This window comes from Streptomyces sp. NPDC048461 (assembly GCF_055587105.1).
Genome location: NZ_JBVJGW010000004.1, coordinates 135,377 through 156,344, shown reverse-complemented (window position 1 = coordinate 156,344; position 20,968 = coordinate 135,377). Strand labels below are relative to the sequence as shown.

At 74.2% G+C, this 20,968-nt stretch carries 20 protein-coding genes; 12 read left to right on the top strand and 8 right to left on the bottom strand.

The features are described from left to right. Positions 1-38 precede the first annotated feature (38 nt). Both ACZ6S8_RS08910 and ACZ6S8_RS08905 read right to left on the bottom strand, forming a co-directional pair. Positions 39-2,504: a cation-translocating P-type ATPase gene (locus tag ACZ6S8_RS08910; RefSeq protein ID WP_469453843.1), complete on the bottom strand. Its 2,466-nt coding sequence runs from the start codon at positions 2,502-2,504 to the stop codon at positions 39-41. A 116-nt stretch (positions 2,505-2,620) separates the two neighbouring features. Continuing rightward, the gene (locus tag ACZ6S8_RS08905) at positions 2,621-2,938 is read right to left on the bottom strand and encodes a DUF2530 domain-containing protein (protein WP_469453841.1); all 318 of its coding nucleotides are present in this window, start codon (positions 2,936-2,938) and stop codon (positions 2,621-2,623) included. A gap of 128 nt (positions 2,939-3,066) precedes the next feature. On the opposite strand from ACZ6S8_RS08905, the gene ACZ6S8_RS08900 reads away from it, so the two are divergent. Next, positions 3,067-4,518, top strand: a complete 1,452-nt coding sequence (locus ACZ6S8_RS08900; RefSeq protein ID WP_469453839.1) for an NCS2 family permease — start codon at positions 3,067-3,069, stop codon at positions 4,516-4,518. Between the two features lie 33 nt (positions 4,519-4,551). Here the strand turns inward: ACZ6S8_RS08900 and ACZ6S8_RS08895 are convergent, their stop codons facing one another. Beyond that, positions 4,552-4,734 (bottom strand): hypothetical protein, encoded by a 183-nt coding sequence (locus tag ACZ6S8_RS08895; protein WP_030156886.1) that lies wholly within the window; start codon positions 4,732-4,734, stop codon positions 4,552-4,554. Between the two features lie 119 nt (positions 4,735-4,853). Here ACZ6S8_RS08895 and ACZ6S8_RS08890 point away from each other — a divergent pair, with 119 nt between their 5' ends. From ACZ6S8_RS08890 to ACZ6S8_RS08875, 4 genes are all read left to right on the top strand, one after another. Continuing rightward, positions 4,854-5,291: a MarR family winged helix-turn-helix transcriptional regulator gene (locus tag ACZ6S8_RS08890; RefSeq protein ID WP_351272818.1), complete on the top strand. Its 438-nt coding sequence runs from the start codon at positions 4,854-4,856 to the stop codon at positions 5,289-5,291. Positions 5,292-5,514: 223 nt separating this feature from the next. Continuing rightward, positions 5,515-6,777, top strand: a complete 1,263-nt coding sequence (locus tag ACZ6S8_RS08885) for an MFS transporter (RefSeq protein ID WP_469454324.1) — start codon at positions 5,515-5,517, stop codon at positions 6,775-6,777. Between the two features lie 41 nt (positions 6,778-6,818). Then, complete coding sequence (thpR, locus tag ACZ6S8_RS08880; protein WP_469453836.1) at positions 6,819-7,376, top strand: RNA 2',3'-cyclic phosphodiesterase; 558 nt, start codon at positions 6,819-6,821, stop codon at positions 7,374-7,376. Positions 7,377-7,710: 334 nt separating this feature from the next. After that, on the top strand, positions 7,711-8,700 hold the full coding sequence (locus ACZ6S8_RS08875) for an aldo/keto reductase (protein ID WP_469453834.1): 990 nt from the start codon (positions 7,711-7,713) through the stop codon (positions 8,698-8,700). Positions 8,701-8,794: 94 nt separating this feature from the next. On the opposite strand, the gene ACZ6S8_RS08870 is transcribed toward ACZ6S8_RS08875, so the two are convergent. Continuing rightward, on the bottom strand, positions 8,795-9,517 hold the full coding sequence (locus tag ACZ6S8_RS08870) for a GDSL-type esterase/lipase family protein (RefSeq protein WP_469453832.1): 723 nt from the start codon (positions 9,515-9,517) through the stop codon (positions 8,795-8,797). 76 nt (positions 9,518-9,593) lie between these two features. On the opposite strand from ACZ6S8_RS08870, the gene ACZ6S8_RS08865 reads away from it, so the two are divergent. After that, positions 9,594-10,634, top strand: a complete 1,041-nt coding sequence (locus tag ACZ6S8_RS08865) for a WD40 repeat domain-containing protein (protein WP_469453830.1) — start codon at positions 9,594-9,596, stop codon at positions 10,632-10,634. A 92-nt stretch (positions 10,635-10,726) separates the two neighbouring features. Here the strand turns inward: ACZ6S8_RS08865 and ACZ6S8_RS08860 are convergent, their stop codons facing one another. Next, complete coding sequence (locus ACZ6S8_RS08860) at positions 10,727-11,644, bottom strand: DUF3027 domain-containing protein (protein ID WP_469453828.1); 918 nt, start codon at positions 11,642-11,644, stop codon at positions 10,727-10,729. A 334-nt stretch (positions 11,645-11,978) separates the two neighbouring features. Here ACZ6S8_RS08860 and ACZ6S8_RS08855 point away from each other — a divergent pair, with 334 nt between their 5' ends. The 4 genes from ACZ6S8_RS08855 to ACZ6S8_RS08840 all read left to right on the top strand — a co-directional run bounded on the left by ACZ6S8_RS08855 (position 11,979) and on the right by ACZ6S8_RS08840 (position 15,531). After that, positions 11,979-13,352 carry an MFS transporter gene (locus tag ACZ6S8_RS08855; protein ID WP_469453826.1) on the top strand — a complete coding sequence of 458 codons (1,374 nt, stop codon included), beginning with the start codon at positions 11,979-11,981 and terminating at the stop codon, positions 13,350-13,352. Between the two features lie 113 nt (positions 13,353-13,465). Continuing rightward, the gene (locus ACZ6S8_RS08850) at positions 13,466-13,951 is read left to right on the top strand and encodes a DUF2771 domain-containing protein (protein ID WP_469453823.1); all 486 of its coding nucleotides are present in this window, start codon (positions 13,466-13,468) and stop codon (positions 13,949-13,951) included. A 13-nt stretch (positions 13,952-13,964) separates the two neighbouring features. Beyond that, the gene (locus tag ACZ6S8_RS08845; RefSeq protein WP_469453821.1) at positions 13,965-14,690 is read left to right on the top strand and encodes a futalosine hydrolase; all 726 of its coding nucleotides are present in this window, start codon (positions 13,965-13,967) and stop codon (positions 14,688-14,690) included. Further along, a complete protein-coding gene (locus tag ACZ6S8_RS08840) occupies positions 14,677-15,531 on the top strand; it encodes a 1,4-dihydroxy-6-naphthoate synthase (RefSeq protein ID WP_469453819.1) in 855 nt (284 codons plus the stop codon). Before ACZ6S8_RS08845 ends, ACZ6S8_RS08840 begins: the two co-directional genes overlap by 14 nt. A gap of 81 nt (positions 15,532-15,612) precedes the next feature. Here the strand turns inward: ACZ6S8_RS08840 and ACZ6S8_RS08835 are convergent, their stop codons facing one another. Continuing rightward, the gene (locus ACZ6S8_RS08835; RefSeq protein ID WP_351272846.1) at positions 15,613-15,996 is read right to left on the bottom strand and encodes a cold-shock protein; all 384 of its coding nucleotides are present in this window, start codon (positions 15,994-15,996) and stop codon (positions 15,613-15,615) included. A 178-nt stretch (positions 15,997-16,174) separates the two neighbouring features. Between ACZ6S8_RS08835 and ACZ6S8_RS08830 the strand changes: the two genes are divergently transcribed. Next, complete coding sequence (locus ACZ6S8_RS08830; RefSeq protein ID WP_469453817.1) at positions 16,175-16,429, top strand: hypothetical protein; 255 nt, start codon at positions 16,175-16,177, stop codon at positions 16,427-16,429. Positions 16,430-16,501: 72 nt separating this feature from the next. Here ACZ6S8_RS08830 and ACZ6S8_RS08825 read toward each other — a convergent pair whose 3' ends face one another. Both ACZ6S8_RS08825 and ACZ6S8_RS08820 read right to left on the bottom strand, forming a co-directional pair. Continuing rightward, entirely contained in the window at positions 16,502-17,119 is a 618-nt protein-coding gene (locus tag ACZ6S8_RS08825; RefSeq protein ID WP_469453815.1) for an HAD family hydrolase, read from the bottom strand. A gap of 106 nt (positions 17,120-17,225) precedes the next feature. Continuing rightward, complete coding sequence (locus ACZ6S8_RS08820; protein ID WP_469453814.1) at positions 17,226-18,302, bottom strand: hypothetical protein; 1,077 nt, start codon at positions 18,300-18,302, stop codon at positions 17,226-17,228. A gap of 86 nt (positions 18,303-18,388) precedes the next feature. Here ACZ6S8_RS08820 and ACZ6S8_RS08815 point away from each other — a divergent pair, with 86 nt between their 5' ends. Then, positions 18,389-20,896: a helicase-associated domain-containing protein gene (locus ACZ6S8_RS08815; RefSeq protein WP_469453812.1), complete on the top strand. Its 2,508-nt coding sequence runs from the start codon at positions 18,389-18,391 to the stop codon at positions 20,894-20,896. The last annotated feature ends 72 nt before the right edge of the window (positions 20,897-20,968 follow it).

The following is a 20,968-nucleotide window of genomic DNA, read 5'->3' as shown; positions in this document are numbered from 1 at the left end:
TCCACGGGCAACCCCGGAGGCGGCGGGCCGGCCCCGGCCTAAGCCGGGAACCTGCGGTCGACCCAGCGGAAGGTGAACTCGATCAGGGTGGCCGCGGCGGCCGCGATGGCGACCGCGATCCACGGCATGGTGGCGCCCTCCAGCTTCAGCTGGAAGAACTCCTGGAGCCACGGCACGACGAGGACGATCAGGAACGCCAGGCCCATCGCGCCGACCAGGCCGACCCGCCACCACGTGTACGGGCGGGCGATGATCGCCAGGACCCACATCGAGGTCAGGAACAGGGCCAGCGTCGCCGCGCTGGTCTCCGCCTTGAGGGCGTCCGGGCCGCTGTAGTACGAGCGGGCGACCAGGTACGTCACGAACGTGGCCGTCCCCGCGATGGCGCCGCCCGGGATCGCGTAGCGCATCACCCGTTTCACGAAGTGCGGCTTGGCCCGCTCCTTGTTCGGCGCGAGGGCGAGGAAGAAGGCCGGGATGCCGATCGTGAGGGTGGACAGCAGGGTCAGGTGGCGCGGCAGGAAGGGGTACTCGACCTGCGAGCAGACCACGAGGACCGCCAGCAGCACCGAGTAGACCGTCTTCGTGAGGAAGAGCGTCGCCACGCGGGTGATGTTGCCGATGACCCTGCGGCCCTCGGCGACCACCGAGGGGAGGGTCGAGAAGCTGTTGTTCAGCAGCACGATCTGCGCGACCGCGCGGGTGGCCTCCGAACCCGATCCCATCGAGACGCCGATGTCGGCGTCCTTGAGGGCGAGCACGTCGTTGACGCCGTCGCCCGTCATGGCGACCGTGTGGCCCCGGGACTGGAGGGCGGCGACCATGTCCCGCTTCTGCTGCGGGGTGACGCGGCCGAAGACGGCGTTCTCGTCGAGGGCCTTCGCCATCTCCTCACGGTCGGTGGGGAGCGTGCGGGCGTCGACCGTGTTCTCCGCGCCCGGCAGCCCCAGCTTGCCCGCGACCGCGCCGACCGAGACGGCGTTGTCGCCGGAGATCACCTTCGCCTTGACGCCCTGGTCCTCGAAGTAGCGCAGCGTGTCGGCGGCGTCCGGCCGCAGCCGCTGCTCCAGGACGACCAGGGCGGTGGGCCGCACGCCGGTGGCGACGGCCGCGTCGTCGAGCTCGCGGCCGGAACGGGCGAGGAGCAGGACGCGCAGGCCCTGCTCGTTGAGGCCGTCGATCTCGGCGAGGGCCGGATCGCCCGCCGGGAGGAGCACGTCGGGGGCGCCCAGCAGCCAGGTGTTGTTCTCGCCGTCGCCCTCGCTGAAGCTGGCACCGCTGTACTTGCGGGCGGAGGAGAACGGCAGGGACTCGGTGCAGCGCCACTCGGCGCTGTCGGGATAGGCGTCGATGATGGCCTGGAGGCTGGCGTTGGGCCGGGGGTCGGACTCCCCGAGGGCGCCGAGGACCTTCTTGACGTACGCCGGGTCCGCGCCGCCGAGCGGGCGGAGCTCGGTGACGTCCATGCCGCCCTCGGTGAGGGTGCCGGTCTTGTCGAGGCAGACGACGTCCACCCGGGCGAGGCCCTCGATGGCGGGCAGCTCCTGCACCAGGCACTGCTTGCGGCCGAGCCGGATGACCCCGATCGCGAAGGCGACGGAGGTGAGGAGCACGAGCCCCTCGGGGATCATCGGGACGATGCCGCCGACGGTCCGGGCGATGGAGTCCTTGAGGTTGTTGTCCTTGACGATCAGCTGGCTGATGATCAGGCCGATCGAGGTCGGGATCATCATCCAGGTGACGTACTTGAGGATGGTGGAGATGCCGGAGCGCAGCTCGGAGTGGACGAGCGTGAAGCGGGAGGCCTCTTCGGCCAACTGGGCGGCGTAGGCCTCGCGGCCGACCTTCGTGGCGGTGAACGCGCCGCCGCCCGCGACGACGAAGGACCCGGACATGACCGGGTCGCCGGGCTTCTTCAGGACCGGGTCGGCCTCGCCGGTGAGCAGGGACTCGTCGATCTCCAGCCCGTCGGCCTCCCCGACGGATCCGTCGACGACGACCTTGTCCCCCGGGCCGAGTTCGATGACGTCGCCGAGGACGATCTCGGAGGTGGGGATCTCGGCGGTCCGGCCGTCGCGGCGGACGCTGGGCCTGGTCTCGCCGATGACGGCGAGGCCGTCGAGGGTCTTCTTGGCGCGGAGCTCCTGGATGATGCCGATGCCGGTGTTCGCGATGATCACGAAGCCGAAGAGGCTGTCCTGGATGGGCGCGACGAAGAGCATGACCACCCACAGCACGCCGATGATCGCGTTGAAGCGGGTGAAGACGTTGGCGCGGACGATCTCGGTGGTGGAGCGCGAGGAGCGGACCGGGACGTCGTTGACGTCGCCGCTCGCGACCCGTTCGGCGACTTCGGCGGTGCTCAGTCCGCCCGGCTTGAATCTCGGGGCGGGCGGCCGCATCGGGTGTACGGGATCCAGCTCGGCCCCTGCGTCGATGGCGGTCCCGGCGGCCGGGCCGCCCGGCTCCGGTCCGTCGGATTCGATCCTCGCCCGCTGCGTCATGTTCTCGACGGTAAGGGGCGTTCGAACGCTTCACCCGCCGAGCGGACCGAAGATCCGACTTGGGGATGACCCGAATCGTCCCCTGGTCGCCCCGGCCGGCCCTCAGCCGTCCGCCGTCAGCCCGCGGCGGCCGGCCCGCCCGGCGCGGCGCCCCCGGCGGACGCGTCCCGTGCGGCCGCCTCGGCGGCGGCCGCCGCGTGGCGCTTCAGGGCCGCGTCGCGGCCGCGGCAGTACCAGATGCCGATCAGGCCGAGGAGGCCGCCGGCCGCACAGGTCCACACCCACCACAGCTGGCCGCGGTCGGCGAACCACCCGTAGAAGGGGAGCTGGACGAGGAAGAGGGCGAACCAGATGATCGTGCCGCCGGTGACGGTGGCGACGACCGGCCCCTCCAGGGGCTCGGGCGCCTCGTGCCGCGCTGTCCATTTCGCCATGCGGCAAGTCTAGGCCGGTTGGCGCTGGATCTACGCGCGGAGATAGACGCCCCTTCGTTCATGTGTTCATACTGAAACGATGTGGGCGTGGCCCATTTTCTTCGTATGAACCACCCAATGAGGACCGTATGAGCACCCCGGCCCCCGCCCCCACGCCCACCGCCCCGGAACCGCCCTCCCGGGAGACCGGCCTGGACCGCTACTTCAAGATCTCCGCGCGCGGGTCCACCGTGGCCCGCGAGATCCGCGGCGGTCTCGCGACCTTCTTCGCGATGGCCTACATCATCGTGCTGAACCCGATCATCCTGGGCAGCGCGAAGGACATGTACGGCAACCAGCTCGACGGCGGCCAGCTCGTCACCGCCACCGTCCTGACGGCCGCCTTCTCCACCCTCCTCATGGGTGTCATCGGCAACGTCCCGATCGCGCTCGCCGCCGGCCTCGGCGTGAACACCGTGGTCGCCCTCCAGCTCGCCCCTCGCATGAGCTGGCCCGACGCCATGGGCATGGTGGTCCTGGCCGGCTTCGTGGTGATGCTGCTCGTCGCCACCGGCCTGCGCGAGCGGGTGATGAACGCCGTCCCGCTCGGCCTGCGCAAGGGCATCGCCATCGGCATCGGCCTGTTCATCCTGCTGATCGGCCTCGTCGACTCGGGCTTCGTCTCCCGCATCCCGGACGCCGCGCACACCACGGTCCCGCTCCAGCTCGGCAGCGACGGCCACCTGCACGGCTGGCCGGTCCTGATCTTCGTGATCGGAACGCTGCTGACCCTGGCACTGATCATCCGCAAGGTCCCGGGCGCGATCCTGATCTCCATCGTCGCCATGACCGTCGCCGCGGTGGCCGTCCAGCTGGTCACCGATCTGCCGGCCGAGGCCTGGGGCCTGACCGTTCCCGAGTGGCCGGGCAACCCGGTGGCCGCGCCCGACTTCGGGCTCGTCGGCCAGGTCAGCCTGTTCGGCGGCTTCGGGAAGGTCGGGATGCTGACCGGCATCCTGTTCGTCTTCACCGTGCTGCTGTCCTGCTTCTTCGACGCGATGGGCACGATCCTCGGCGTCGGCGACGAGGCGAAGCTGATCGACAAGGACGGCAACTTCCCCGGCATCAACCGGGTCCTGCTGGTCGACGGCCTGGCCGTCGCCTCGGGCGGCGCGACCTCGTCCTCCGCGACGACCTGCTTCGTGGAGTCCACGGCCGGTGTCGGCGAGGGCGCCCGTACGGGCCTGGCGAACGTCGTGACGGGCGGCCTCTTCGCCGTGGCGCTGTTCCTCACGCCGCTGGCCACCATGGTCCCGTCGCAGGCCGCGACCCCCGCGCTGCTGGCGGTGGGCTTCCTGATCATGGCGGGCTCGGTCAGGGACATCGACTGGAGCGACTTCACCATCGCCGTCCCGGCCTTCCTGGCCATGGTGATGATGCCCTTCACCTACTCGATCACCAACGGCATCGGCATCGGCTTCGTGAGCTTCTGCGCGCTGCGCCTGGCGACCGGCCGGGGCCGCGGCGTCCCGGTGGCCATGTACGTCGTGGCCGCGGTGTTCGTCTTCTACTACGCGATGCCGGCCCTCGGCCTCACGTGACCGGCGCCGTGCCGGCCGCCGCGTCCCACCTGATCAGGTGAGCCCGTAGAACTTCTCCGTCTCGTCGACGGCCGCCTTGAAGCGCTCGTCGAAGTCGTCGCGAATGAGCGTCCGGACCACATAGTCCTGGACGCTCATTCCGCGTTTGGCGGCATGAGTCCGGAGCCTGTCGAGGAGCTCCCCGTCTATGCGCATGCTGAGCACATGTGTCCCCATGCCGAAAGAGTCGGGGCAGAGGACGTGGACGCGTGTCACTTTCCGCCGCCCACTCACCCGTACGAGTGACGAAAAACAACGGGTGTTCTTTAGCGAGAGTAATGAGTTACTCTAAGGACATGCACGACCTCTCCCATGGCGACGACGCTGCCGCCGTGAACGATCTCCGCTCCGCCGTCATGCGACTGGGCCGGCGCCTGAAGCACCAGCGCGTCGACGAGTCGCTGAGCCCGACCGAGATGTCGGTGCTCGGCACCCTCGCCCGCTGCGGCCAGGCCACCCCTGGCGAGCTGGCCCGGCGGGAGCACGTCCAGCCGCCGTCGATGACACGCATCGTCGCGCTCCTGGAGGCCAAGGGACTGGTCACGCTGGAGCCGCACCCCGACGACCGCCGCCAGAAGGTGGTCCGCCAGACCGAGGAAGCCGAGGCGATGCTCGAAGAGAGCCGCCGCAAGCGCAACGCCTTCCTGGCCGGGCTCGCGGCCGAGCTGACCGAGGAGGAGTGGGCCAAGCTGCGCGAGGCCGCACCCGTCCTGGAGAAGCTCGCCCACCTGTAGGAACGACGCCAGGAGGCGAACGCTTTTGAGTACGGGAACCGGAGCAGACTCCGCACCCGGCCACATATCCACCCCTGCCACCACCGGCGGCGCCACCGCCGGGGTACGCGCAGAACCCGTCACACCCGCGGAGCCCTCGGACCCCGTGGAACCCGCGGCGGCCGCCGCACCCGCAGAACCTGCCGCACCCGCCGCACCCGCCGCACCCGCGGTCAAGAACTCCATGTTCAGCTCGCTGAAGATCCGCAACTACCGGCTCTTCGCGACCGGCCAGGTGGTCTCCAACACGGGCACCTGGATGCAGCGCATCGCCCAGGACTGGCTGGTCCTGTCCCTGACCGGATCGGCCTCCGCGGTCGGCGTCACCATCGCCCTGCAGTTCCTGCCGATGCTGATGTTCGGCCTCTACGGCGGCGTCCTCGCCGACCGGCTGCCGAAGCGCCCCCTGCTGCTCGCCACCCAGAGCGCCATGGGCCTCACCGGTGTCGCGCTCGCCGTGCTCACCCTCGCGGGACAGGTCCAGGTCTGGCACGTCTACCTGGCCGCCTTCCTGCTCGGCCTGGTGACCGTCGTCGACAACCCGGCCCGCCAGACCTTCGTCCCCGAGATGGTCGGCAAGGACCAGGTCGCCAACGCGGTCAGCCTGAACTCGGCCAACTTCCAGTCCGCGCGGCTGGTCGGCCCGGCGATCGCCGGTGTGCTGATCACCGCCGTCGGCTCCGGCTGGGCCTTCCTGCTGAACGGGCTGTCCTTCGCCGCGCCGATCGCCGGACTGCTGCTGATGCGCACCGCCGAACTGCACCCGGTCGAGCCCCGGCCCCGCGCCAAGGGGCAGCTGCGCGAGGGACTGCGGTACGTCGCCGGGCGCCCGGAGCTGGTCTGGCCGATCGTGCTGGTCGGCTTCATCGGCACGTTCGGGTTCAACTTCCCGATCTGGCTGTCGGCGTTCGTCAGCGAGGTCTTCCACGGCGACGCGGGCACGTACGGGCTGTTCAACACCCTGATCGCCGCCGGCTCCCTCGCGGGGGCGCTGCTCGCGGCCCGGCGCGGACACTCCCGGCTCCGGCTCCTGGTGGCCGCGGCCGTGCTGTTCGCCGCGCTGCTGACCGTGACGGCCTTCGCACCCGGCTTCTGGCTCTTCGCCGCGCTGCTGGTGCCGATCGGCATCTTCGGTCTGACGGTCAACGTCACCGCCAACTCCAGCGTGCAGATGGCCACCGATCCCGAGATGCGGGGCCGGGTCATGGCCCTGTTCATGATGGTCTTCACCGGCGGAACCCCGCTGGGCGCCCCGCTGCTGGGCTGGATCACGGACACGTACGGCGCCCGGATCGGGATGGCGGCGGGCGGTGTGATCTCGCTGATCGCCTCCGTGGCGATCGCCGTGGTGCTGGCCCGCGTCGGCAACCTCCGGCTGCGGGTCGACCGGCACGGCGTGGCCTTCGTCCCCTCGCCGCGCCGCCGCGAACTGGTCACGGCCGCCTGACGGTCCCGGGGCGCGGGCGGCGGCGCCGGTAGGGTCGGAGGATGAGACTGTTCGCCGCCGTACTGCCACCGCCGGCGGCCGTCGCCGAGCTGGCGCGGGCCGTACGGCCGCTGCGCGACGACCGGCTGACCTGGACCGCCGAGGCCGGCTGGCACCTCACGCTCGCCTTCATGGGCGAGGTGCGCGACGAGGTGCTCCCGGACCTGCACGCCCGGCTGGAGCGCGCCGCCCACCGCACCGCACCCTTCACCCTGCGGCTGCACGGCGCCGGGCACTTCGGCGACCGGGCCCTGTGGGCCGGGGCCGCCGGGGGGCTGGACGCGCTGCGGCTGCTCGCCGAACGGGCCGACGCCGCCGCCCGGCGGGCCGGCGTACCGATGGAGCAGCACCACCGCTACACCCCGCACCTGACCCTGGCCCGCAGCCGCCACGCCTCCACGCCCCTGGAGCCGTACCTCGACGCGCTCGCCGGCTTCGAGGGCGCCCCCTGGCCGGCCGGCACCCTCAGCCTGGTGCGCAGCAACCTCCCGGTCGGCGGGGTGCCGGGCGAGCAGCCCCGCTACGAGACCGTCGGGGCCTGGCCGCTGACCGGCGGCTGACCGGCGGCGGTCGGGCGCCGTGCGAACCGGTCCCCGCGCCGCCCGCCGCCCGGGGGCCGTGCGGGACGGTCCCGCGGGCCGGGTTACGCTCGACGGGTGGATCCCAAGACCAGAAACCGCGTCATGGCGGGTGTGCTCGTGCTGATGTTCGTCGTCGTGGCCGTGGCGGCGGCCGTCGGCCAGTAAGCCCGGCCGCACCCCACCGCGCCCCACCGCACCCCCTCCGAGCCCTCCCGCGTCCCGGCCCGGGCCCCGCCCTGCCCGCAGCGCGGGAGCCGCGGGTTCGCGAGGGGCCCTTGCCTGGAGTGGACTCGAAGCAGTTGGCTTGTGTCCCATGAAGTACACGCAGCTCGGACGCACGGGACTCAAGGTCAGCCGACTCGTTCTCGGCACGATGAACTTCGGTCCCCAGACAGACGAACCCACCAGCCACGGCATCCTCGACGCCGCGCTCGACGCGGGCCTGAACTTCGTGGACACCGCCAACGTCTACGGCTGGGGTGAGAACAAGGGCCGTACCGAGGAGATCATCGGCACCTGGTTCGCCCAGGGCGGCGGCCGCCGGGACAAGACGGTCCTGGCCACGAAGGTGTACGGGAACATGGCCGGCGACGGGGACCCGTGGCCCAACCACGACCGGCTGTCGGCCCTGAACATCCGGCGGGCCGTCGAGGCCAGCCTCAAGCGGCTCCAGACCGACTACATCGACCTCTACCAGTTCCACCACATCGACCGCCGGACCCCCTTCGAGGAGATCTGGCAGGCGGTCGAGGTCCTGATCCAGCAGGGCAAGGTGCTGTACGCGGGATCGTCGAACTTCCCCGGGTACAAGATCGCCCAGGCGAACGAGACCGCCGCGCGCCGCGGCGGCGTCGGCCTGGTCAGCGAGCAGTGCCTGTACAACCTGGCCGAGCGCCGGGCCGAGATGGAGGTCGTTCCCGCGGCCCGGGAGTACGGCCTCGGGGTCATCCCGTGGTCCCCGCTGCACGGCGGACTGCTCGGCGGTGTGATCAAGAAGGAGGTCCAGGGCGGCCGCCGCGCCTCCGGGCGCTCCGCCGACGCGCTGGCCAACACGTCCGTACGGGCGCAGGTGCAGGCGTACGAGGACCTGCTCGACAAGCACGGCCTGGAGCCCGGCGAGACGGCCCTGGCCTGGCTGCTGACGCGGCCCGGGGTCACCGGCCCGATCGTCGGCCCCCGCACGGCCGAGCAGCTGGAGAGCGCCCTGCGCGCGCTGGAACTGGAGCTGACCGACGAGGTGCTGGCGGCCCTGGACGAGATCTTCCCCGGTCCGGGCGCCTCCCCGGAGGCCTTCGCCTGGTAGGCGCGTCCCCGCGCCGTGCCGCGGCCGCCGCCGTCCCGCCCCGGGCGGCGGCGGCCGCGCGGTCTCCGGGCAAGTCGGCCCCGGTACGGGCCCGTTACGGCTGCGGGGCGGGGCGGTAGGGGCCGCCGATGCCCCAGGCCTGGTGGAGGACGGCCGCGAACTCGCCGGCGATGCGGTGCTCCCCGGAGGCGTTGGGATGCGTGCCGTCGTAGGTGTCGTGGTCGATGTCGTAGGAGGCCGGGCGCGCGGCCAGCAGGATCGGCGAGGCGTCGGTGCTCAGGTCGGCCACGGCCTTCGCCAGCAGCTCGTTGAAACGGGCCACCTCGACGGCGAACGGAGCGTCCTGCCGGGCCCGGACGTTCGGTATGACCGGCAGCAGCACCATCCGCACGGCCGGGCGGGCCCCGCGCGCCGCGGCGACGAACCGGCGCACGTTCTCGGCAGTCTGGTCGGCCCGGGTGTAGAAGCCGAGGTCGATCAGGCCGAGGGAGACCAGCAGGACGTCCGCACCGGCGGCGCCGGCCGCGGGGCCGATCAGGGGCGCCATGTGCTGCCAGCCCTCGCCCCAGCCGGCCAGGTGGCGGCGGGCCTCTCCGGGGAAGTCCGGCCCGGCGTACGCCTGGCAGCCGGCCGGGCCGGCGGCGGGCGTCCCGGCGGCGTCGCCGTACGGCGCGTCGTCGTACAGCGCGGTGCGCGGGCCGACGATCTCGAAGGGCCCGCCGAAGGCGGCGCCCAGGTGCTGCCACATCCGGTAGCGCCAGGTGTAGTCGCCGGCGCGTCCGATGGTCATGGAATCGCCGACGAACATGAAACGCATCCGGTCATCATCGCGGATCACGTGCCGGGCGCCCCTGTGATGCCGGACACGCCGTCCGGGCTGGCACGCTTGGGTCATGCGCATGCTGCCGTCGACCGCCGTCCCCGCCGCCGCCCTGGCCGGCTGCCTCGCCCTGCTGCCGGGCGCCGCCGTCGCGGCGCAGTCGCCCGGGGCGGCCGGGGCGGCCGGGTTCACCATCTCCGACCCGCGGATCAAGGAGTCCAGCGGGCTCGCGGCCAGCCGGCTGCACCCGGGGGTGTACTGGACGCACAACGACAGCGACGACGGCCCGTACGTGTACGCCGTGGACTCGGCGACGGGCCGGACGGTCGCCCGGGTGGCGCTGACGGGGATCGGCAAGCCCCGTGACGTCGAGGCGATTTCGCTGGGCCCGGACGGACGGCTGTACGTCGGGGACGTCGGGGACAACCTGGGCGGGACCTGGGACCACGTGTGGATCTACCGGTTCCCGGAGCCGAAGGAACTGCGCGACGCCACCGTCAAGGCCGAGCAGTTCACGGTCACTTACGCCGACGGGCCGCGCAACGCCGAGTCCCTGATGGTCCATCCGGTGACGGGCCGGGTGTACATCGCGAGCAAGGACGAGCAGAAGGGCGGCCTGTACGAGGGCCCGGAGCGGCTCGTGCCCGGCGACGCCCGGAACGTGTTCCGGCGGGTCGCCGACGTCCCCTGGGTGACGGACGGGGCGTTCTCGCCCGACGGCACCCGGCTGACGCTGCGCGGGTACTTCACGGCCCGGACGTACGGGTGGAAGGACGGCCGTCCCGAGGGCGCGGGCGAGCGGGTGGACGCCCCCTGGCAGGGGCAGGCCGAATCGGTGACGTACACGGCGGACGGCCGCACGCTGATGTTCGGCGCCGAGGGCGCGGGCAGCCGGGTGGTGGCGGTACCGGTGGCCGCGGCCCCGCAGCCGGAGCCGGGGAAGGCCTCGGGAGGGACCCCGGGAGCGGCGTCCCCGGAGCCCGGTGCCCCGGCGGCGGACGGTCCGGCGGCGGAGGGGGAGGGCGACTTCACGAAGGGCGCCCTGATCCTGGCGGTCGGCACCGTCCTGGTGCTCGCGGCGAAGCGGCTGCTGCGCCGCCGCGCCCCGAAGTAGCCCGGCCCGGAGTAGCCCGGCCCGGAGGCAGCACGGCCCGGAGGCGGCCCGGCCCCGGGGGGCGTGGGTGCCCCGGAGCCGCGCCGGACGGGTTACGAGTGGCCGAGGTCCGCGGCCGGGAGGTCCGCGACCGGAACCGAGCCCGTGTCGGAGGCCGGCCGCAGCGGGAACTCGTCCGAGGCCACCGAGTCCAGCACGTGCGGCGCCGGCCGCAGCGGCTTCGGCATGACGGCGGCCTCCGAATGGCCCCCGCAGCCGTACGAGAGGGACACCAGACGGCCGTCGGCCGGCCCGAACTCGTTCGCGCAGACGCCGAAGGCCTGGCCGAGCGAGCCGCCGATCGCGACGAGGAACCCGCACGACACGCACGACGCGGGCGCCGCCTGCGCCATCGGGGTCTTCGCGCCGAAGGACTCGTCCCAGCGGTCGGCCGCGCTGTGCAGCCCGTACCGCGAGAGGACCCGGGCGCGCCGCATGCCGAGTTCCTCGGCGACGGACGTGATGGAGCCGCGCACCGGAACGACGGCGCGGTCGGTGACGTCCGCGTCCTCCGCCTCGACCAGTTCGGCCATCTCGGTGGAGACCACCGAGTTCGGCGGCGGGGCGTCCTCGCCCGACCAGCCCGGTTCCAGACGCAGGTCCTCGGCGTCGGTGGGCAGCAGGTCGCCGGGGCCCATGTCGCCGGGGCGCAGCCGCTCGCTCCACGGCACCCATTCGGGGGCGAGCAGCGCGTCGTCGCCGGGGAGCAGCACCGTCTCGTCGAGGGTGACGTTCTTCGCGCGGGAGGCGCGGGTCACGGTGACGGCCCAGCGCCAGCCGCGGTAGCCCGGTTCCTTGCACTCGAAGAAGTGGGTGACGACCCGGTCGCCCTCCGCCACCGCGGTCACATGCGCGCCCACCACGCCGGGGAAGGCGGCCTCCTCGGCCGCCGAACGGGCGAGTTCCACCGCCTCGACGCACAGGCGGTCGGGGGTACGCGGGGTACGGCTTCGCGTCGTCGCAGCACTCACTGGTCTCGTTCTCTCCTACGCCGTCTCACGAGTGCGCCGTCCGTACTGTCGTCCACAACGACCCGTCGGTCTGTCCGTACGTGGCGCGGGCGGAGCGGACCAGAGGGCCGCGTCGACGTCCGCACCCGATCGGCCTCGGGCGCACCTAACTGCGATCCATTCTGCGGGATCGCGAAGAGGCGCGCGGCCAAGAGCAACCGCCGGTGGCGCGCTACGCACGCTACCTCCTCCGGCGCCCCGGGCCCACATGCAAGGTCCGATTCGCGGACAAGCCACCGCCCGGCGGCACTCCGCGACGCGCCGGGAGGCGTTCGAAGGGGCCAAGTGGGGCAGTATGGGCCGGGTGGCACCCGTACGGTCGTCCGATGACGGCTCGGGACCGGCCAAGAGGGCCGGCCGGGCTCTGGGGCGTGCCCTGCACCTGCCCTTCACGGGTACGGCGCGCGGCATCCGGCGGGCCACCCACGCGCACGGGGCGGGCGAATCGGGCCTCGGCAAGCTGATCGAACTGCACGCGATCAACGGCGCCGGCGATGTGATGATCACCGTGGCGCTGGCTTCGACGGTGTTCTTCTCCGTTCCCACGGACGAGGCCCGGGGCCGGGTGGCCCTGTACCTGGCGATCACGATGGCCCCCTTCACCCTGCTGGCCCCGGTGATCGGGCCGCTGCTGGACCGGCTGCCGCACGGGCGGCGGGCCGCGATGGCGGCCGCGATGCTCACGCGGGCCCTGCTGGCCGTGATGATGTCGGGCGCGGTGGCCACGGGCGGGCTGGAGCTGTATCCGGCCGCGCTGGGCGTCCTGGTGGCGTCCAAGGCGTACGGGGTGGTGCGCAGCGCCGTCGTGCCGCGCCTCCTCCCGCCGAAGTTCTCCCTCGTGAAGGCCAACTCGCGGGTCACGCTGGCCGGTCTGCTGGCCACGGGCGCCGCCGCGCCGGTGGCGGCGGGGCTGCACGCGATCGGCCCGCCGTGGCCGCTGTACGGGGCCTGCGCCATCTTCATCTGGGGGACCTTCGCCGCGTTCACGCTGCCGCACAAGGTGGACGAGGCGAAGGGCGAGCGCCGGGCCCGGCTGTCCACGCACGAGGCCCACTCCCCCAAGCCGGGGCTGCGCACGGTGGGCCCGTCGGTGCTGTGCGGCCTCCTCGCCAACGCGTCGATGCGCGGGCTGTCCGGGTTCCTGATCTTCTTCCTCGCGTTCCTGCTGCGCGAGCACCCGCTCGCGGGGCAGAGCGCCGCGGTGTCCCTGGGGATCGTGGGCGTGTCGGCGGGCCTGGGCAACGCGTGCGGCACCGCGGTGGGCTCCTGGCTGCGGGCCCGCGCCCCGGAGGCGATCATCGCGGCCGTGCTGTGCCTGACGCTCGGGGTGGCGGTGCTCGCGACCGTCTTCTTCAGCGGGCTGTTCGTGGCGGTCCTCGGTGCCACGGCCGGCTTCTGCCAGGCGCTGGCGAAGCTCTCCCTGGACGCGATGATCCAGCGGGACGTGCCGGAGGCCGTCCGCACGTCGGCGTTCGCCCGTTCGGAGACGCTGCTCCAGGTGGCCTGGGTGCTGGGCGGCGCGATCGGCATCGCGCTGCCGCTGAACGGCGCGCTGGGCATGGCCGTCGCGGCGGTGGTGGTGGCGCTGGGCACCACGATGGCCCTGCGCGGCCTGCGCTCCGCTCCGCGCCACCACCAGCACGGCTCCTCGCGCCCGAGGGTGGCGTGACGCCGGCCGGCAGGGTCCGCGCCGCTCCGGCGGAGCGCGGTCCGCGCCGCGCCGCAGGCCACGGCGGGACCCCGTGCGGCGGCTCGGCCCACCGGCCCGATAGCCTTCGGCTCATGACCGCACCGCTTTTCTCGGGTAGGGCCCGCCGCAGCGTCGCGGCCCTCGGAGCCGTTTCCGCCGGCCTCCTCCTCCTCTCCGCCTGCGACAAGCCGACACCGCTGGCGACCGTGACGGTCGGCACCACCACGGTGTCCGCCGAAGCCGCCTGCAACGACGGCAAGGAGCTCTCCATGGACAAGGTCCAGGAGTGCCTCACCAACCTGAAGGACGCCAAGGCCGTCGAGTACGCCCGCGGCGACACCCTGCGCCTGGGCGTCGAGCCCGAGGTCGTCGAGGACGGCAAGAAGTGGCAGGCGGTCCTGGACGGGCAGCCGATCACCGAGCCCTCCTCGAACACCTACCGCAGCTTCCCGGGCGCCGACGTCTTCGCGACCGGTGGCCAGGGCGAGGCCCCGACCTCGAAGAAGCTGGCCTTCGTCCAGGTCGGCGAGGACGGCAAGCCGCTGTCCGTCTGGTCGTTCAACCTGAAGCTGAAGTAGCCGGGCGGCCCCGGTGCGCGCGCTCGTCGTGACCGCGGTGGCGGCGGAGGCAGACTCCGTCGTCACCGGCCTGACCCCTCATCCGGACACGCCCGGCCCCGAGCCCCGCACCCTTCCCGGTGGTTACCCCCTCACCCGCCGGGACCTCCCGGGCATCGCCCTCGACGTGCTCGTCGGGGGCGTCGGACCGGCGGCCGCCGCCGCCGGGACCGCCACCGCCCTGGCCCTCACCGACTACGGCCTCGTCATCTCCGCCGGCATCGGCGGCGGGTTCGCGCCCGCCGCCCCGCCCGGCTCCCTCGTGGTCGCGGACGCGATCGTCGCCGCCGACCTGGGGGCCGAGACCCCCGAGGGCTTCACCGACGTGGCCGCCCTGGGCTTCGGGCGGGCCGTGCACCTGCCGCCCGCCGAGCTCGCCGCCCTGGCCGCCGAGGCCACCGGCGGGCTCCTCGCGCCCGTCCTGACCGTCTCCACCGTCACCGGCAGCGCCGCCCGCGCCGCCGAGCTCGCCGCCCGGCACCCGCAGGCCGGGGCCGAGGCCATGGAGGGCTTCGGGGTGGCGGAGGCCGCCGCCGCGCACGGGCTGCCCGTCCTGGAGATCCGCGCCGTGTCCAACGCGGTGGGCCCCCGCGACCGCGACGCCTGGCGGATCGGGGACGCCCTCGCCGCCCTCTCGGACGGCTTCCGCGCGCTGGGACCCGTACTCGTCCACTGGGGAGAACGCCATGAGCACCGGTGACGGCCCGCTGCGGATCGCGTATTCGCCGTGCCCGAACGACACCTTCGTCTTCGACGCGTGGGCGCACGGCCGGGTGCCGGGCGCGCCCGGCCTCGACGTCACCTTCGCCGACATCGACCTGACCAACGGCATGGCCGAGCGCGGTGAGCTGGACGTGCTGAAGGTGTCGTACGCGGTCCTGCCGTGGGTGCTGGAGGAGTACGCGCTGCTGCCCTGCGGCGGGGCGCTGGGCCGCGGCTGCGGCCCGCTGGTCCTGACCCGCGAGCCGGGCGCGGACCTGACCGGCAGGACGGTGGCCGTGCCGAGCGAACGATCCACCGCCTACCTGCTGTTCCGGCTGTGGGCGGCGGACGTGCTGCCGGACGGGGTCGGCGAGGTCGTCGTGCTGCCGTTCCACGAGATCATGCCGGCGGTGCGCGACGGCCGGGTGGACGCCGGACTGGTCATCCACGAGGCCCGGTTCACCTACCGGGACTACGGCTTGCACTGCCTGGCCGACATGGGCGAGCACTGGGAGTCGACGACCGGCCTGCCGATCCCGCTCGGCGCGATCATCGCCAAGCGCTCGCTGGGCGCGGAGCGGCTGCGCGCGCTCGCCGAGTCGGCCCGTACGTCGGTCCGGATGGCCTGGGACGACCCGGAGGCCTCCCGCCCGTACGTCCGCGCGCACGCCCAGGAGCTGGACCCGGCCGTCGCCGACCAGCACATCGGGCTGTACGTCAACGAGTTCACCGCGGACCTCGGCGAAGCCGGGTACGCGGCGGTGCGCGGGCTGCTGACCCGGGCGGCCGCCGAGGGGCTGGTACCGGCCATCCCGTCCGGCGCGCTGGACTTCCCGTAGCCGTCGCGGCCGTTCGCACCGCCCGGGCACGACGGTGCCCCGCCGCTCTTCCGAGGGACGGGGCACGGGTCGTACGGGCGCTCAGACGTCGAGCTGGTCGGCCACCGCGCGCAGCAGTCCGGCGATCTTCGTGCCGTGCGCCCTGTCGGGGTAGCGGCCGCGCTCCAGCATCGGAGTGATGTTCTCCAGGAGGGTCGTGAGGTCCTGCACGATGGAGGCGAGCTCGTCGGGCCCCCGCCGCTGTGCGGCCGCGACGGACGGCGCCGGATCCAGCACCGTCACGGAAAGCGCCTGGTCACCGCGCTGGCCGGCCACCACTCCGAACTCGACGCGCTGGCCGGGCTTGAGCGCGTCGACCCCGGCAGGGAGCACCGACGAGTGGACGAAGACGTCGCCGCCGTCGTCGCGGGAGAGAAAGCCGAAGCCCTTCTCACTGTTGAACCACTTGACCTTGCCGGTAGGCACGTCCGTCCTCTGTCCTTGTGCTCGTCGGGATCCGGGGTGCCGCGCAACGGCTCCGGACAACAGCGCGGCGGGCCATGGATGACCCGCCACCTCAAGGCTAATGGCCGGGGTCCGGGTGACAAGTCGTTCCCCGGACCTTCGCCGTCGGCTGCTTCGGCCAGGGAACTACCCTGGTGAGGTGACTGTTACTCCTCATTCCGACGAAGCGCGGCCCGGCGACGGACTCGTCAAGGCCGGCGGCATCGTGTTCATCGCCGGCGCCGTGGCCACGCTGGCCACGATGGCCCCGCTGTTCCTGGACGTCGACCCGTTCCCCCCGTACGCCTGGGCCGTCTGCATGCTGATGGGCGTCGGCTTCGCGATCTCCGCGGCGGGCGTGCTCCGCTCTGCCGCGGCCCAGCGGAGGGCGGCGCGGGCCTCGCAGGCCGCCTGAGCCACGGGGGCGCCGGGAGCCACCGGCCCTCCCGACCGACTGGCCGCCTGGCCGCCTGGCCGCCGGCCGTGTCTAGGCCGGGCGGCCGGCCACGTATGCCGCGAGCCACGCCGGCAGCGCGGTGAGGTCGGGGAGGACCACGTCCGCGCCCGCCGCCCGCAGTTCGGCCTCCGGGCACGGGCCGGTCGGCACGGCCACCGACAGCGCTCCGGCCGTCCGGGCGCCGCGTACGTCGCCGACGTGGTCGCCGACGTACACCTGCGCCCCGTACTCGCGCAGCGCGCCCGCCTTGGCCTCCGCCCACAGCCAGCCGATGACCGCGTCCGGCTCGATGCCCAGGTGCTTCAGGTGCAGCCGGGCGTTGGGCTCGTGCTTGGCGGTGACGACGATCGCCCGCCCGCCGAGCGCCCGGACCGCGTCGACCGCCTCGCGGGCGCCCGGCATGGCCGGCGTCGGGCCGATGGCGTGTGTGGGATAGATCTCCCGGTAGCGGTCGGCCACGGCCGGTATCCCGTCCGCCGGGAACCAGTGCGCGAGCTCCTCCTCCAGCGGCGGCCCGAGCCGCGTGACGGCCGCGTCGGCGTCGATGAACGTGCCCGTCTCCGCCGACAGGGCCTGGTAGGCGGCCCTGATGCCGGGGCGCGAATCGATCAGGGTCATGTCGAGGTCGAAACCGACGGTGAGGTTCATACCGGCCATTGTGCCGAGCCCGGCGGGCGCCGTGTCCCGGACCCCGCCGGCGGCGCACCGGACCGCCGCCGGCCGGCCCCCGCCCGGCGCCGGCCGCGGCCGGGGGTCAGCGGCGCCGCGCCCGCCACACCAGGTACAGCGCGGAGGCCACGCCCGCCGCCCGCAGCAGCCACGGCCACATCCCGTGCAGGGTCCCGCTCAGCTGGTCCTCGGCGAGGGTCTCGCCCCACTTCCCGTTCATCCGGCCCCACAGCCACACCCCCGCCCCCGCCAGCACCGCGCCGGGCGGCCCGAAGACGGCCCACTTGTGCTCGCCGGGCCGCAGGACGCGCGAGGCGTACGGCAGCAGCCAGCCGACCACCAGCAGCAGCCAGTAGCCGCTGACCACGCCGACGAGGAGCACGGCCGCCGCCAGCAGCAGGAAGGCGTTCGGCTTCGGGCGGGCCGGGGCGGCGGCGACCTCGGCCACCACCGGGGCGGCCCCCTTCGCCGCCCGCTTGGCGCTCCGCCGCTCGCGCAGCAGCCGTACGGCGGCAGCGGCACGGGCCCGCGCCGCTCCGGACGGCGTACCGGACTCCTCGGCGGCCCCGGTCCCGCCCTTCCCGCCCTTCCCGCCCTTGGCCTTCGCCGGGTGCTCGTCCCCCTCCTCGTCCTCGTCGTCCGGCCCCTCCTTGAACAGGTCCGGGATCTCGATGCCGCCCGCGAAGCCGTCCACCTGCGGGCCCGCCCCGTACGAACCCGGGGTGACGCGCCACCAGTCGGGCTCCGCGCCGTCGGACGGGCCCAGTTCGTCGAGCCCCGCCAGGTGCGGCGGCACGTTCTCCGGCTCCGCCGCCGGGCGCGGCGGCGGCACGGGTCCCCGGCGCAGCCGGCCCGGACCCCGCTGGGTGGGCACCGCCGGACCGGGGTCGAAGACGGACGGGGCGGCGGCCCGGTCGGCGGGCTTCGGGCCGGACAGGGTGCCGAGGGTGTCCAGGACCTCCTCCGGCGTGCCGATCCGCTCCAGGATGCGGCGCACGGCGGCCGGGGTCTCCGGGTCGTACTTGGCGCGCCGACGGTCGATCTCGTCCCGCAGCCCCGCCACGAGCCGCATCCGGTCCCCGGAGTCCAGCTGCCTGCGCTGCGCCAAGTCCCCGACGCGGCTCAGATATTCGTAGACCAGATGGTCGCTTTCGATCCCCATGCCCCGGCTCCTCCCGTACCACCTGTGCCGAAGGTAGCGCGTGCGCCCGTGGAGCTGTCGCGGGCGCAGCGGATACCGTTGGCCGGATGGGGACCGGCCGACTGACCGGCCGACGCGACCAGGAGGCGACTGTGCCCGAGGCAAGCACCGCAGCGGGAGACGCTGCCGGCAGCTCCGCAGGGAGCGCCGGGGCGGGCGCCCCGCGCTCGCTCGCCGAGGCGCTGCGCTCCCGCGACGACGGCGCGCTCGCCGCCCTGCTGCGCGCGCGCCCCGACCTGCTCGGCCCGGTACCGGGCGACGTGACCCAGCTGGCCACCCGCGCCGGCACCCGGGCCTCGGTGGTACGGGCGCTGGAGCGCCTCGACCGGTTCGCGCTGCAGACGGCCGAAGCCCTGGCCGTGGCCCCGGACCCGTGCCCGTACCCGGTGCTGGAGTCGCTGCTCACCGGCGAGACCGGCACCACCGGGGAGGACAACGGGGCCCGCGCCGCGCTCCCCGGCGCCTTGGCCACCCTGCGCGACCAGGCCCTGGTGTGGGGCGACGAGGAGCGGGTGCGACTGGTGCGCACCGCCCGCGAGTTGCTGGCCCCCTCGGCGCAGCGGCCCTCCCCGACCGGCCTCGGGCCGACCGTCGCGGAGGCCACGTCCGGGATGTCGCCGACCCGCGTGCAGGAGATCGTGTCCGCGGCCGGACTGCCCGCCACCCACGACCCGGTGTCCGCGGTCTCCGCGCTGACCGGGCTGTTCACCGACCCGGAGCGGATGTCCGCGCTGCTGGACGAGGCCCCGGCCGAGGCCCACCAGGTGCTGGGGCGCCTCGTGTGGGGCCCGCCGTACGGGGAGGTGACCCCGAATCCGACGGCTCCGGTGCGCTGGCTGCGCGACCGGGGGCTGCTGCTGCCGGCCTCGGCGCGGACCGTCGTCCTGCCCCGCGAGGTGGCACTGCACCTGCGGGGCGGACTCGCGCACCGCGACACCGCCCCGGTCGCGCCGGTGGTGCCCGCGCACCGCGAGCACCGTCCACAGCTTGTGGACGCGAACGCCGCCGGGCAGGCGATGGCCGCGCTGTCGACCGTCGAGGAGCTGGTGAAGTCCTGGGAGCACGCCGGTCCGGCCGTGCTGCGGGCCGGCGGGCTGTCGGTACGGGACCTCAAGCGGGCCGCGGCCTCCCTGGACGCCACCGAGGCGGCGGCGGCGTTCTGGGCCGAGCTGGCGTACGCGGCCGGGCTGCTGGCCGGCGACGGCGAGGCGGACGAGCGCTACGCCCCCACCCCCGCCTTCGACACCTGGTGCGAACTCCCGCCCGCCGAACGGTGGTCGGCGCTCGCGGCGGCCTGGCTGCCCGCCACCCGCACCGCCGGGCTGGTCGGCGAACAGGACGCCAAGGGGCGCACCCTGTCGGCGCTCGGCCCCGAACTCGACCGCTCGGCGGCCCCCGAGGTGCGCCGCCGGGTCCTCGAACTCCTCGCCGGACTCCCCGAAGGCGGCTCCGCCGAGCCCGGGGCGCTGCTGGCCCGGCTCGCGTGGGAGCGCCCCGTGCGCGGGACCAGCGACCTGCGGGCCCGCCTCGCGCGCTGGGCGCTGGACGAGGCGGAGGTCCTCGGCGTCACCGGCCGGGGCGCGCTGTCCGGGCCCGGCCGGGCCCTGCTGGAACACCGCGACCCGGCGCCGCTGATGGCTCCGCTGCTGCCCGAGCCGGTGGACCACGTCCTGCTCCAGGCCGACCTGACGGCGGTGGCCCCCGGCCCGCTGCGTCGGCCGCTCGGCGACACCCTGGCGGTCCTCGCGGACGTGGAGTCCAAGGGCGGGGCGACGGTGTACCGGTTCACTCCCGGTTCGGTGCGGCGCGCCCTGGACGCCGGGCACACCGCCGTCGACCTGCACGCCTTCCTCAAGGAGCACAGCCGCACCCCCGTCCCGCAGCCGCTGGCGTACCTGATCGACGACGTGGCCCGGCGGCACGGGCACCTGCGGGTCGGGGCGGCCTCCTCGTACGTGCGGTGCGACGACGACGCGATGCTGGGCGAGATCCTCGCCGACAAGCGCTCGGCCGGGCTGGGCCTGCGCCGCCTCGCCCCGACCGTGCTGGCCGCGCAGTCCGAACCGGGCGCCCTGCTCGACGGGTTGCGGGCGATGGGATACGCCCCGGCCGCGGAATCCCGTACCGGGGACGTCCTGGTCGGCCGGGCCGACGCCCGCCGCAGTCCGGCGCGTTCGGCGCCCGTCCCGGTGCCGGAGGGGCCGCCGGTGCCGGACGCGACGCTGCTGGGGGCGGCCGTACGGGCCATCCGGGCGGGCGACCTGGCGGCGACGGCGGTCCGCAGGGAGCCGGCCCCGTCGGCCGGGGTGCCGGGCGCACTCCCGCGCACGAGCGCGGCGGAGACCCTGGCGACGGTGCAGGCGGCGGCGATGACGGGCTCGGCGGTGTGGATCGGCTACGTGAACGCGGACGGGGCGGCGAGCCAGCGGGTCCTCGCCCCGGTCCGGGTGGAGGGCGGCTTCGTGACGGGCTACGACCACACGGCGGACGAGGTCCGCACGTACGCGCTCCACCGGATCACGGGCGTGGCGGAACTGGAGGAGGACCACCTCTGACCGGGGCGGGGGGCGCGGCCGCTGCGGCGGGGGCGCCGGGGCGGGGGCGCCGGGGCGGGGGCGGGGGAACGG